Consider the following 12,642-nt stretch of genomic DNA (forward strand, 5'->3'; position numbering starts at 1 on the left):
TCAACACATGTCTGAACTTGCAATTGACCGCGAAATCGACCGCTCGAAGATGCAGGTGAGCGACGAGGTCGCCATCGACATCAGCGGAATGAACAAGTGGTACGGGTCCTTTCACGTGCTGCGCGACATCAATCTGACCGTCAACCAAGGCGAGCGGATTGTTATCGCGGGCCCGTCCGGCTCTGGCAAATCCACCCTGATCCGCTGCCTGAACGCGCTGGAAGAACACCAGCAGGGCAAGATCGTGGTGGATGGGATCGAACTGTCGAATGACCTGAAAAACATCGACAAGATCCGGTCCGAGGTTGGCATGGTGTTCCAGCACTTCAACCTGTTCCCGCATCTGACCATCCTGGAAAACTGCACGCTGGCCCCGATCTGGGTGCGCAAGACGCCTAAGAAAGAGGCCGAAGAGCGCGCGATGCATTTCCTTGAGAAAGTGAAGATCCCCGATCAGGCGCTGAAGTACCCCGGACAGCTGTCCGGTGGTCAGCAGCAACGTGTGGCGATTGCCCGCTCGCTCTGCATGATGCCGCGGATCATGTTGTTCGATGAACCGACATCGGCGCTGGACCCCGAGATGATCAAAGAGGTGCTCGACACCATGATCGAGCTGGCCGAAGAAGGCATGACCATGCTCTGTGTGACCCACGAAATGGGCTTTGCCCGTCAGGTCGCCAACCGCGTGATCTTTATGGATGCCGGCCAGATCGTGGAACAGAACGAACCGGAAGAGTTCTTCAACAACCCCAAGAGCGAACGCACCAAACTGTTCCTCAGCCAGATCCTCGGGCACTGATCGAGATCACATCAAAGGGAAGGCGGGGCAAAACCCCGCCTTTTTTCATTTCAGAAGCTCGCGCGGGATCGCGAAGCCCAAGACCTTGCCGCTGTGCTTCTGGATGTCGGACCACTTGTCGATCTCAAACTGGATCACCGTTGTGGCGCAGGTCGGGTAGTCATGGAACCGAGCGTGCTCAGGCGCGGTTTCGACAAGCTGAGCTGCGAATTGGGCGATCCCGGGGTTGTGACCTAGCATCATCACGGTTCGGCCCGTTGCCGTCTTCAACTCTGCCAGCATCGCATCTGGGCCCCCCAGATAGAGGTCATAGGCGTAGTAGGCGTTTTCAGCATGCAGGCCCATGTGGTCCCAGGTCTCGCGCGTGCGGACGGAGTTCGAGCTCAGAAGTTCATCCGGAACCCAGCCGTTTTTCTTGAGCCAAGATCCAATCGCCGGGGCTGACGCTCGCCCACGTTTGTTCAGTGGTCGTTCGTGATCGCCAAGGTTGGGATCATCCCAGCTGGACTTGGCATGGCGGGTCAGGATCAGAGTGTGTGTCATGACGGATGAAAGGCCCTCATATGATGTGCGGATTGGTCTGGGTCTCGGCCTGCGCGAGCGCTGACCGGGCAGGCGCGGCGCGCGAGGCATCCTCCGGTCATGCAGACCTGCCCCTCGGGCGTGGCAAGGTGAGCGTGGCAGGCCTCGACATTGTAGAAGCTCTGATCATTCAGCGCACTCACCGGGCAGGTTTGTGTGCAAGGCGCTGCGCATGAGGTGCAGGGCGAAGGGGCGTTTGCCTGGGGGATCGGGAATTCATCGGCGAAATGAAGCGCTCCGCGCAACGAGATCATCATGCCCATCTGGTCATGTACCAGCGCGCCCACCGGGCTGCTGAAGGTCCGCCCTGACTTCAACGCCCAGTCAATGAACGGCGCGTAGGGAGGGCCGCCGAAGGGAAAATGTGCCTCGGCACCGAAGTCCTGGGCCAATTGCCCAACCACACGGAGTGACCAGCGATCGACCGGGTCCTTGCCCTGCCATTCCGGCGCGGCTTTCAACTGGGGCCAGAACTCGGGGCCTGCGCCCAGTAGGATCAGCGTTCCGCCATCCAGTTGTTTCGCTTCCACCTGACGCGCGTGCAGCGCGCCCATGACGATCAGCCCAACCCGCTGCGCTGCGTGTTCGACACGGTCATAATTGTGGTGAGAGGAGGCGGGCTGTTGGGTCATATCTCCTCCGGTTTGGTACTAGTCGGGGCGTATCAGCGACCCGGCGCCGTGTTCGGTGAACAGCTCCAGCAGGACTGCGTTGGGCGCGCGTCCGTCCAGAATAACCACCGCGCGTACGCCGCTGTGCAGCGCATCCAGCGCGGTTTCGGTCTTGGGGATCATACCACCGGCAATGGTCCCTTCCAGAGTCATTTCGCGGATCTGACCAGCCTTCAGCTCAGTCACCACGTCGCCAGCAGCATTCTTGACGCCCGAGACATCCGTCAGCAGCAGCAGGCGATCTGCTTTCAACGCCGAGGCGATAGCCCCCGCAGCGGTATCACCGTTGACGTTAAAGGTCTCTCCCTCGGTGCCCGCGCCAAGCGGTGCGATGACCGGGATGACGTCATGCGAGAACAGGTCGTGCAGGACCTTGGGGTCCATCTTCGACGGAGACCCCACAAAGCCTAGCGAGGGGTCGGTCTGTTCGCAGGTCATCAGGTTGGCGTCCTTGCCCGACAGTCCCACAGCGGTGCCGCCCTGACGGTTGATCGCCTGCACGATCCGCTTGTTCACAAGGCCCGAGAGGACCATCTCGACCACTTCGACCGTCGCTTTGTCGGTGACGCGTTTGCCGCCCACAAACTCGGACTGGATGTCCAGCTGTTTGAGCATTGCGTTGATCATCGGCCCACCGCCATGCACGATCACCGGGTTCACTCCGACCTGCCGCATCAGCACCACGTCGCGGGCAAAGCTGTCCATCGCCTCATCGCTGCCCATGGCGTGGCCGCCCAGCTTGATGACGACAATCGCGCCATCGTAGCGCTGCAAATAGGGCAACGCGCTGTTCAGGGTTGCGGCGGTGGCGATCCAATCCCGGTTCATGTCTCGTGTCTTCATGGCTGTCAGTCCTTTGATCCACCCTGTTAGGGCGTTTGGACCGGGCTGCCAAGACCATACCGCAGCAAATGCAGGCTATGGGGGCCGCGCCGGGTCGGCGCGGCCCCTGTTCAGATCAGCTCATCGCGCGTTTCATCGCGGGAATATTGCTGAGGATCAGCAGGTCGAAGGCCAGTACACCCAACAGGGTCAGCCCTACCAGCGGGAAAGCCATAGCTGTGAACAGCCCGATCAGGACCGCGCCTTTCCACAGCGGTAATTCCGCTGGCATCGGTGGCGCCGCCAGTCGGCGCGCCTTTTGTGGGCGGCGCTTGACCCACATCACCACGCCTGAGACGCAGACGAAGATCACCGACAGGCAGAACACCACGTTGAGAATGAAGTTCCAAGTGCCCATCAACCCCATATGGAATGGGATTCCGACTGCCATGGATTTGCCCATCAGCGAATAGTCCTCATACCGGACATCGGCCAGGATTTTGCCGGTGTACTGGTCGACATGGACAGTTCGGTCGTTCACCGGATCGGTCGAGTCGCTGCTCATGCTGTCGCGGTTGAGTGTCCAGACGCCATCCTCGCCGCCCGGATAGGCCACGCGGAATCGTCCGCTCATCTCCAATGCGGTCCCCAATGCGACCAGTGCGTCGATGTCGATTACAGTGCCCTCTGGCACGCCCCGAATTCCGGCGTCAGAGCCAGAGGCAGGCATGGGTGTTTGCTCTAGCGCCCACGGCACGTCGTTCTGATGACCGTGGTTCATGCTGGCGTGGGTTTCATCCGACAAGGGCACGTTGTCCCACTTCTCGGCTGGAAAGCTGCTCCAGGGTTGAACGATCATACCGCCCCAGACCCCGGCCCAAGACAGGCCCGAGATAAGGAAGACGACCAGCAATAGCGAAATCCAGAAGCCGACCACCGCGTGCAGGGACTTCCACAACGCGCGCCCTCGTGCCTTGAGGTTGGGTACAAAACCCGCCATCACATTGCCGCGCGGCCACCAAAGATAGAGGCCAGTGAACACAAGAACGAGACTCAATCCTGCTGCGATTTCAAGGATGCGGTCGCCAGTGGTACCGATCAGAAGGGTCGAGTGGATATTGTCCGCCAGATCATACCATCCGCCACGGCGATCCCAGGTTTCCAGCACCTGACCGGCGTAAGGATCGACCGCGACCAAACGTTGGCCTGCATCGGTTTTGATACGGAAGACGGTCGCCAGATCCTCGGCCTTGGGACCGATCCATTCGACGACCTGTCCCGGAACGTCGGCCAAAGCGACTTCGGCCTGTTGCGAGACGGGCAGGGCTTTGCCTTCGACCGTGACGGCGATTTTCTCGCCATCGCGCCCGTCAACCTGGGATATGAACATCATCATCAAACCGGTGACGGCGAGGATGATTAGAAACGGGATCACGAAAATCCCGGCGTAGAAATGCCACCGCCACGCGGCGAAGTAGAATTTTTGCGCAGCTGTATTCTGCATCGGGGCCGTGCCCGAAGTTTGGCTATCCATTGCCATTGTTAATCTCCATATACAGACATCCCTTGCGCGCAGGTGCGCGCAGGGTCAAAACAAGGTTTCGCTGTTTCAGGAGAAGCGGGGTGGTCCCCGCGCATCATAGCGGGCGTAGAACCCCGCACTGCGATGGGTGAAATCGGAATGATCCCAGCGCGGCTGCAATTGGAAATCCGCTGGAATGATCAACTCAAACCCGGGCAAATTGGCATCCGCAGTGAGCCCCGCAAAAGGGCACATGGAGCGCGAGTCATGCTCATCATGGATTGGATCGTCCGGGTCCAGATCGACCCATTGCTCGACCGTTCCCTCGCCGGTGCAAAGCACCAGCAGGATCTTGCCGTCATTGCCTTGCGCTGGCATCCAGCCCTGCGGAATTGCACTGGTCGCGAGCAGTGCAAGCAGGGTTAGAACACCAAAGAAGCGCAGGATCAGGGTCATTCCAGATGGGCAATGATCGAGCGTAGCGTCGGCACCCCATCCCCTTTTTCCGAGGATGTCAGAACGATCTCAGGGTATGCGGCAGGGTGTTTGGACAGGGCTGTACGCACTTGGTTCAGCACTTTCTCGCGGTCGTTGGCCTTCACCTTGTCGGCCTTGGTCATGACGCATTGAAAAGTCACGGCGCTGGAGTCCAGCAGCTTCATGATTTCGTCATCCACAGGCTTCACCCCGTGGCGCGAGTCGATCAGAACAAAGGCCCGACGCAGAGTTTGCCGCCCGCTGAGATACTGCTTCAACAGCCGCTGCCATTTCTCAACTACCTTGACCGGAGCATTGGCGTAGCCATAGCCGGGCAGGTCCACCAGATACAGCTCAGGACCTTGGGTGAAAAAGTTGATCTCTTGCGTGCGGCCGGGTGTGTTTGAGGCGCGCGCCAGACCCTTGGTGCCAGTCAGCGCATTGATCAGGCTAGACTTGCCCACATTCGAGCGTCCGGCAAAACAGACCTCAAGCCGGTCGGGGGCGGGCAGGCCGTTCATCGCGACGACGCCTTTGACGAACTCGGATTCACCTGCAAACAGCTTGCGCCCACGCTCCAGCGCGAACGCGTCAGGATCTTCGGCCAGAGGGAAGGGCAGGGCAGTCATAGCAGTTGAACCTTATCGTCAATGCGGATTTCACCGCCTCGGATCACCTCGGCATAAACGCCGAAATCCTGATGGTCCCAACTGTTCAGGGCACCAAGTGTATCTGCGTCCCGCTCGCCCGTGTCGGGGTTGGCAGTGGTTGCCAGACAGCGCGTGATCCGTTCGCGCACGTGGAACACGGCCTGTCCAATCTGAACTTCACGCCCGAGCCAATCGAACTCCTCCCACAGGGGCAGGCCATCGAACCAGATATTGCCGCGCCAGCGGATGGGCGAGAACTCACGGCCCAGCTTCTGTTCGACTGCGCGGTGGCTGGCCATGTTGCACAGGCTGATGGAGGGGAAATCACTGTCGGTCATGCCCCGACCGGGCACACGCACGATCCGCGCCGATGCGGCGCGATCCGCAGGCATCAGCGGTTTGACCCACTCCAGAAAGATGTCTTGCTGGGTATCGGGCGCAAAGCTCAGATCCGGACGATCAGGGTGGCGCAAGGTCACGCTATCGCCGTGGGATTCGGCCGAGATCGCCATCAGCTTGGGCGCCTTCGCGCCGCGGCTGAAATTTACGCAGGGTGCCCATTCCGAGCCGTCGGTCCTGGCAGCCTCATGCGCGACGGCCCAAACACGATCCCCGGGCATGGTCTGCCCGGGGAGTACAGTGATCTCGGTCAGGGCTTCTCGCCCATGGCTCTTGATCGGGTGCCGCCAGATGGCTGAGACCTGCCCACTCATTTGCCGTCCGTTTTCGGCGTGCGCTTGAAGCCTGACTTGATGTTGCCAAACACGTCCGGCTTATATCCTTGGCTGCGCATGATCAGATACTGCTGGGTGAAGGTGATGGTGTTGTTCGCGATCCAGTAAACCACCAGACCGCTGGCAAACCCGCCCAGCATGAACATGAAGACCCAGGGCATCCAGGCAAAGATCATCGCCTGTGTCGGATCGGTTGGTGCCGGGTTCAGCTTTTGCTGCAGCCACATCGAGATACCCAGCAGCAGGGGCAGGATCCCGATAAAGATCAGCGCAAGGAAGCTTTCGGGCGCGGGTGCGGCCCAGGGCAACAAGCCAAACAAGTTGTAGATCGAGGTCGGGTCCGGCGCGCTGAGGTCCTGGAATGGACCAAACCACGGGGCCTGACGCAGTTCGATAGTGACGAAAATCACCTTATACAGAGAGAAGAAGATCGGGATCTGCATCAGGATCGGCAAACAGCCCGCGGCGGGGTTTACCTTTTCCTTCTTGTACAGCTCCATCATGCCCTGCTGCATCTTCTGGCGGTCGTCGCCCGCAGCCTCTTTCAAGGCTTCCATCTGCGGCTGAAGCTCCTTCATCTTCGCCATCGAGACGTAGGATTTGAACGCCAGTGGGAACAGGATCGCCTTGATGATCAGCGTCAGGCCGATGATGGACCAACCCATGTTGCCGATCAGAAGGTTGATGTTGTGCAGCAGCCAGAAGATCGGTTTTGTCAGGAAGAAGAACCAACCCCAGTCGATGCTGTCGATGAATTTCTGAACACCCTCGGATTGGTATTCCCGAATGGCTTCCCATTCCTTCGCACCCGCGAACAGGCGGGTGCTGACCTCTTCCGTTGCACCCGGAGCCACTGTCAGGGTCGGAAGCACTGTTTCGGTCTGATAGATTTTGCGGCGAGAATCGTATTTTGCGGCTGCTTTGAAGGCCGATCCGGGCTCGGGGATCAGTGTTGTCATCCAGTAGTGATCGGTGAACCCGATCCAACCGTCTTCTTTGACCTGATAGACCTCGGCCTGCGCGCGTTCGTTCGGGTCGATGTCGAAGTCACGGACATCGCCATAGTCGACCTCGGTCAAGGTTCCGTCGGCCATGCCGATCACGCCTTCATGCAGGATGAAGAAGTTCTTGAGGCCCGGCAGATCGCCGTCTTCGCCAATACCATGGCGGGCCAGAATGCCGTAAGGGGCCATGCTAACCTCGGCGCCGGTGGCGTTTTCGACCGACTGGGTCACCGAGAACATGTAGTTTTCGTCCACCGAGACCGTGCGGCGGAAGGTCAGGCCGTTGCCGTTGTCCCACGCCAGTGTGATGGGAGTGTCCACGCCCAATGTCTCACCCTGCTCAAGGGTCCAAAGGGTGTTGGGGCCGGGAACGTCCGTGCCGCTAACACCGGATCCGGGGGCCCAGCCATAGAGGGCGTAGTAGGCCGAATCCGACCCGACCGGGGCCAGTAGTTCGACGATCGGTGCGTTCTCCTCAAGCGAGACTTTGTAGTCCTTCAGGAACAGCTCATCAATGCGGCCGCCCGACAGCGACAGGCTGCCTTTCAGACGGGGCGTATCAATCGCGACGCGCGGGGCCTGCTCTTCGGGCTGAGCCTCTTCTGCGGTTGCGGTTGCCTCACCGACCGTTCCGGTGCCGCTTGCGCTGGGTGCTTGAATCTCGGACCCTTCGGTTGCTGCGATCTCGGTTTGTTCCGTTCCGGGCGTGGGTTCCGGCGGAGGGAACAACACGAACCAGACCAGGATCACGAGAAAGCTGAGCGCGGTTGCAAGGATGAGATTCTTGTTCTGATCGTCCATCTGGGACAGCCACCTTGAGCAGTAAAGACACCCGCAGGGTTCAATAGAGTGCAGGCCCAAAGGTCAAGCGGAATCGGCTGTAAATTCGTCGCGTCGTGGCATTCCGGGCCACTCTTTCACGGAATTCAGCCGGTTTGGCGTCCGATTTTCGGAACGCCGTTCATCTTGCCGTTATGCGCGGCCATCCAGTCCAGCGTCTTTTCGAAGGGCATTGGCTTGCCAATGCCAAAGCCCTGCACGTGATCACAACCAAGCTGGGCCATCAGGGCATGTTCCCCCGGTGTTTCGACCCCTTCTGCCAGCGTCTCGAGATTCAGGCGTTCGGCCATGGTCAGGATCGCACTGGCCATCTGTTGCTGGCTGGGGTCCTGATCGGACTTGGCGACGAAGGAACGGTCGATTTTGATCCGCGAAACGTTGAACCGCTTGATCGACGCGATCGAGGCATGCCCGGTGCCGAAATCATCCAGATCAATACAGCACCCCAAAGCCGCAAGGCCGGTGACATTGCGGGTGATCACGTCATCGGGGCGGCGGGAAAAGACGGTCTCTAACACTTCGACGGTCAGCCTGTCGGGGGTCAGGTCGAATTGATCAAGCTCCCATTCGAGGCGGTCGATCAAACTAGGTCCGCGCAGCTCATCCGAGGAGAAGTTGACGCCCATACGTGGCACAATAACGCCCACCCTGTCCCAGGACCGCATGGCGGTGAAGGCGTGGTTCCGGACGGCCTGACCCAAACGCTCCATCAAATCGGCTTGTTCGGCGAAGGGCAGGAAGACTTGAGGACTCAGTACACCTTTCTGCGGATGTTCCCACCGGGCCAGCGCCTCAAAACCCGTAACGCGGCCGGTATCCGTGGATACCTGTGGTTGGAACCACGGGCGGATATCGCCATGATCCAGTGCCGCCTCGAACTCCTTGCGCAGATTGCTGCGGACCAGTGACCTGCGCCGGGTCTCGGAGGAATAGGCCCGAATCGTCGAGGGCCCGCTGCGTTGCGCCTCGGTCAGCGCATCGGTGCTGGCGGCTTTCCAGTCCGCGACGGTATCGCCAGCAATTGTTTTGTTCATGCTGAACCCAATTGAACAGGTCAGGTAGAGGCCGATTCCATTGAGCATGATCGGCTCTTCTACCGCAGACTGGATGCGCCCGGACATCTGAATGCAGGCCTCAAGATCCAGTTGCTGCGACGGATGCAGCCCGATCATCAGGCCGTCATCCCCGACCAGCATCGCAATGTCATCGTCGCGGATCATCGAAAGAACGCGGCTGCAGAATTGCTGGTGAATGTGATCGGCGGCGGCTTGACCGTGAATATCCACAACCTCGGAAAAGCCGTCGATTGCAATGGCGATGCAGGCTGTACCAGCCTCTTGCTGTTGCGCGATTTCAAGCTTTTCTGACAGGGCCAGATTGAACTGATCACTCGGTAGCACACCACCGATTGCCTGCCCTGCGCGCGCTTTTGACTGACTGGTCACAATCCCCGCCACCGCGAACATCAACGGCACCCCAAGCGTCACACTGACAAGTGCGCGTTCGCCCCCTAGCCAAAACGCCCCAAGGCTGAGCGCTGGCAGAAAGGCCAGTGCAGATGGCCCGCTGAGGGCAGAGGTCATAGGACGGAGAAAACGGTCAAAATCAGGAAGTTTCCGCATAGCTATTCCGGGCCTTGGGCATCAAACGCTCAAGGTGAACGGTAGGAAACCAGTCTGAGTCAGACGTTAACGCAACTGCGGAATTTCAGCAGAATTTTCGCCTTTTTTGCTGAAATCCAGGGAGAGCCCTGAAAAGTCGAACAATTTCGGGTCCAATAAATGCGAGGGGCGGGCGTTGGTCAGGGCGCGGAACATCACCTGACGGCGGCCAGGGCTGTTCTTTTCCCACTGATCGAGAATCTGTTTGACCTGCTGGCGCTGCAACCCGTCCTGACTGCCGCAAAGATCGCAGGGAATGATCGGGTAACTCATCGCCTTGGCGAATTTCTCGCAATCGACCTCGGCCACATGGGCCAGTGGGCGGAAGACGAACAGGTCGCCCTCTTCATTAACCAGCTTGGGCGGCATGGTTGCCAGACGCCCGCCGTGGAACAGGTTCATGAAGAAGGTTTCCAGAATGTCATCGCGGTGATGGCCCAGCACCACAGCCGAGCATCCCTCTTCCCGCGCGATGCGATACAGGTTGCCCCGGCGCAGGCGCGAACACAGGGCGCAATAGGTCCGGCCTTGCGGAACCTTGTCCATCACAACGGAGTATGTGTCCTGATATTCAATCCTGTGGGGAACGCCCATCCGCTCCAGAAACTCGGGCAGAACAGTGGCGGGAAAGCCGGGTTGCCCCTGATCCAGATTGCAGGCCAGCAAATCGACCGGCAGCAACCCGCGCCATTTCAGCTCATAAAGAACGGCAAGCAGGGTGTAGCTGTCCTTGCCGCCCGACAGGCAGACCAGCCAGCGCGGCGGCGTGCCGTCCTTGTCATGGGAGGACGGGTCGATCATCCCGTACTGCTCGATCGCCTCGCGGGTCTGGCGCACGATGCGTTTGCGCAGCTTCTTGAACTCAGTCGCCGAGGGCGCGCCAGCAAACAGCGGATGGATATCGTCGGCTTCATCAAACATGGGCCGTGATTACAGCGCAGGATGCGCGCGGGCAAGGTGTCGTGAACTTGGGTCAGCCTTTGGGGAAAATCGCCGCCTGTGATATGATCTTCGGATTTACCGACGGAGTTTAAAATGGACTATTTCTTTACCGTCCGTGGACGCAACGGCAATCACTATTCAAACAAACTGGGCAAGGCGCGCTATTTGGCGATCCCGTCCAACGTAAAGACACCAGCACGTAAACATGAAATCCGAATCTCTGACTGGCTGGACAAGGTGCAGCAGGCCGCCGGAGCGACGGATCATGAAAAGGGCCACATCGTCTTTTTCGTGCATGGCTTCAACACCGCGCAGTTCGAGATGTTGGAGCGGCACCGCAAGATCCGCAAGGGGCTGGAGGCCCATGGCTTCAAAGGTGTGATCGTCAGCTTTGACTGGCCAAGCGACGGCTCAGTCTTGGGCTATAGCTCGGACAGGGCCGATGCCCGGCGCTCGGCGGATAAGCTGTTCAATGACGGGATCAGACGCCTGTCCAAAATGCAGACCCCGGATTGCCCCCACAATGTTCACGTTCTGGCGCATTCGATGGGGACGTTTCTGGTGCGCGAGGCCATGGACTATGCCGATGACGACCATGAGATCGCACAGCACAGCTGGACCACCAGTCAGATCGCCTTTGTCGCGGCAGATGTCTCGGCCAAGTCTTTCCGTGAGGGTAGCTCCAAGACCTCATCCTTGATGCGGCGGTGTACGAGGCTAACCTGCTACTACAGCCCGTTTGATGAGGTTCTTTCGATCTCTGAGGTCAAGCGCGTGGGCGTTTCGCGTCGGTTGGGGCGTGTGGGTATGCCTTCGGACCATCCTGAAAAGGCGGTTAACCTGTATTGCGGCAAGTTCTTCAATGACAATCGCGCGGATTACCCGGATGGGCCATCTGCCAGCCACAGCTGGTATTTCGACTCGCCCCGGTTCTATGAAGATTTGCACCACACTCTGCTTGGTAAGTTGGATCGTGAGGTTATCCCGACCCGAAGGTTCACGGACCGAGGGAATCTGGCGCTTGTCTAATCGTCTTCGGATTTCTCGGGCACCGGGTCATACCCCGTACCACCCAATGGGTGGCAGCGCCCGATTCTACGGGCGGCCAGCCACGCGCCCTTGATCGCGCCGTGTTTCTCTAGCGCTTCTAGCGCATAGGCCGAACACGTCGGCTGGTAGCGACAATTAAATCCGACCCAGGGGCTGAAAACCAACCGGTATGCGCGCACTGGCAGGGCGAATATGCGCGCCAGCAAGGTCATTTGCGAGGGGAGTGAATCTTGCGTAGCGCATAGCACAGATCGTCGAGCATGGCGTCAAACGCCCGCCCGGCGGTGCCCTCGGCGCGGCCGATCAGGACATAGTCCCAGCCCTCATGCCCTTGTGTCGGCAAGACTGCACGGGCGGCTTCGCGCAGGCGGCGCTTGGCGCGGTTGCGGGCCACCGCATTGCCGACCTTCTTGGAACACGTAAACCCGACGCGAATGCCTGGGCTCTCATCCGGCGCGCGCCTGCGCGCCTGCACCATCATCGAGGATGTGCCTTGTCGACGCGCCCTTGCCGCTTTCAGGAAATCCGAACGATTCTTGAGAACGGTCAGAGGTTTGGGCACGCAAACGGACGCCGCCGGGGGCTTGACCCTCGGTTGGTTGATACCATCCTCAGGGGCCTCCGGCGGCGTCATGTTCATAACCTGATCGGTGAGGCGGTTTACGCGCTCAGCGATTTGCGGCCGCGTGCACGGCGCGCGTTCAGGATTTTGCGGCCGGCTTTGGTGGCCATGCGCGCGCGGAAACCGTGGCGGCGTTTGCGAACCAGGTTCGAAGGCTGATAGGTGCGTTTCATCGCTCCGTCTCCAATCTATAGCGGTGGGTGCGGCGCGGATTCGCCTGGCCCGAGTGTTCGAAGCCCGTCCTCTACTGCCAAGCGGGGGGTAAG

At 59.6% G+C, this 12,642-nt stretch carries 15 protein-coding genes; 2 read left to right on the forward strand and 13 right to left on the reverse strand.

The features are described 5' to 3' along the window. The first annotated feature begins 7 nt into the window (after positions 1-7). Positions 8-799, forward strand: a complete 792-nt coding sequence (locus ACR0AI_RS19505) for an amino acid ABC transporter ATP-binding protein (RefSeq protein ID WP_170528808.1) — start codon at positions 8-10, stop codon at positions 797-799. Between the two features lie 45 nt (positions 800-844). Here ACR0AI_RS19505 and ACR0AI_RS19510 read toward each other — a convergent pair whose 3' ends face one another. The 10 genes from ACR0AI_RS19510 to ttcA form a co-directional block, all read right to left on the reverse strand. Further along, the gene (locus ACR0AI_RS19510) at positions 845-1,342 is read right to left on the reverse strand and encodes a SixA phosphatase family protein (RefSeq protein WP_480676521.1); all 498 of its coding nucleotides are present in this window, start codon (positions 1,340-1,342) and stop codon (positions 845-847) included. Beyond that, positions 1,339-2,013 carry a ferredoxin gene (locus ACR0AI_RS19515; protein ID WP_480676523.1) on the reverse strand — a complete coding sequence of 225 codons (675 nt, stop codon included), beginning with the start codon at positions 2,011-2,013 and terminating at the stop codon, positions 1,339-1,341. Before ACR0AI_RS19515 ends, ACR0AI_RS19510 begins: the two co-directional genes overlap by 4 nt. Positions 2,014-2,031: 18 nt before the next feature. Continuing rightward, complete coding sequence (gene argB / locus ACR0AI_RS19520) at positions 2,032-2,895, reverse strand: acetylglutamate kinase (protein ID WP_170375950.1); 864 nt, start codon at positions 2,893-2,895, stop codon at positions 2,032-2,034. Positions 2,896-3,010: 115 nt separating this feature from the next. Beyond that, positions 3,011-4,414 carry a PepSY-associated TM helix domain-containing protein gene (locus ACR0AI_RS19525; protein ID WP_480676525.1) on the reverse strand — a complete coding sequence of 468 codons (1,404 nt, stop codon included), beginning with the start codon at positions 4,412-4,414 and terminating at the stop codon, positions 3,011-3,013. A 69-nt stretch (positions 4,415-4,483) separates the two neighbouring features. Beyond that, positions 4,484-4,852, reverse strand: a complete 369-nt coding sequence (locus ACR0AI_RS19530; RefSeq protein ID WP_480676527.1) for a DUF2946 domain-containing protein — start codon at positions 4,850-4,852, stop codon at positions 4,484-4,486. After that, positions 4,849-5,502 carry a ribosome biogenesis GTP-binding protein YihA/YsxC gene (gene yihA, locus ACR0AI_RS19535; RefSeq protein WP_480676529.1) on the reverse strand — a complete coding sequence of 218 codons (654 nt, stop codon included), beginning with the start codon at positions 5,500-5,502 and terminating at the stop codon, positions 4,849-4,851. The genes ACR0AI_RS19530 and yihA overlap by 4 nt, the downstream gene beginning before the upstream one ends. Continuing rightward, complete coding sequence (locus ACR0AI_RS19540) at positions 5,499-6,236, reverse strand: MOSC domain-containing protein (RefSeq protein ID WP_480676531.1); 738 nt, start codon at positions 6,234-6,236, stop codon at positions 5,499-5,501. The genes yihA and ACR0AI_RS19540 overlap by 4 nt, the downstream gene beginning before the upstream one ends. Continuing rightward, positions 6,233-8,062: a membrane protein insertase YidC gene (gene yidC, locus ACR0AI_RS19545; RefSeq protein WP_480676532.1), complete on the reverse strand. Its 1,830-nt coding sequence runs from the start codon at positions 8,060-8,062 to the stop codon at positions 6,233-6,235. Before yidC ends, ACR0AI_RS19540 begins: the two co-directional genes overlap by 4 nt. 125 nt (positions 8,063-8,187) lie before the next feature. Further along, positions 8,188-9,723, reverse strand: a complete 1,536-nt coding sequence (locus ACR0AI_RS19550; protein ID WP_480701442.1) for a putative bifunctional diguanylate cyclase/phosphodiesterase — start codon at positions 9,721-9,723, stop codon at positions 8,188-8,190. Positions 9,724-9,789: 66 nt separating this feature from the next. Then, on the reverse strand, positions 9,790-10,683 hold the full coding sequence (ttcA, locus tag ACR0AI_RS19555) for a tRNA 2-thiocytidine(32) synthetase TtcA (protein ID WP_480676536.1): 894 nt from the start codon (positions 10,681-10,683) through the stop codon (positions 9,790-9,792). Positions 10,684-10,797: 114 nt separating this feature from the next. Between ttcA and ACR0AI_RS19560 the strand changes: the two genes are divergently transcribed. Further along, complete coding sequence (locus ACR0AI_RS19560; protein WP_480676538.1) at positions 10,798-11,733, forward strand: alpha/beta fold hydrolase; 936 nt, start codon at positions 10,798-10,800, stop codon at positions 11,731-11,733. On the opposite strand, the gene yidD is transcribed toward ACR0AI_RS19560, so the two are convergent. Genes yidD through rpmH form a run of 3 tightly spaced genes read right to left on the reverse strand, consistent with a single transcriptional unit; the run spans position 11,730 to position 12,549 of the window. Continuing rightward, the gene (gene yidD, locus ACR0AI_RS19565; protein ID WP_170459835.1) at positions 11,730-11,966 is read right to left on the reverse strand and encodes a membrane protein insertion efficiency factor YidD; all 237 of its coding nucleotides are present in this window, start codon (positions 11,964-11,966) and stop codon (positions 11,730-11,732) included. The genes ACR0AI_RS19560 and yidD overlap by 4 nt on opposite strands. Then, positions 11,963-12,388: a ribonuclease P protein component gene (gene rnpA / locus ACR0AI_RS19570; RefSeq protein WP_480676540.1), complete on the reverse strand. Its 426-nt coding sequence runs from the start codon at positions 12,386-12,388 to the stop codon at positions 11,963-11,965. Before rnpA ends, yidD begins: the two co-directional genes overlap by 4 nt. A gap of 26 nt (positions 12,389-12,414) precedes the next feature. Next, positions 12,415-12,549: a 50S ribosomal protein L34 gene (gene rpmH / locus ACR0AI_RS19575; protein WP_005980833.1), complete on the reverse strand. Its 135-nt coding sequence runs from the start codon at positions 12,547-12,549 to the stop codon at positions 12,415-12,417. Between the last annotated feature and the right edge of the window lie 93 nt (positions 12,550-12,642).

This window comes from Ruegeria sp. BG3 (genome assembly GCF_056538485.1).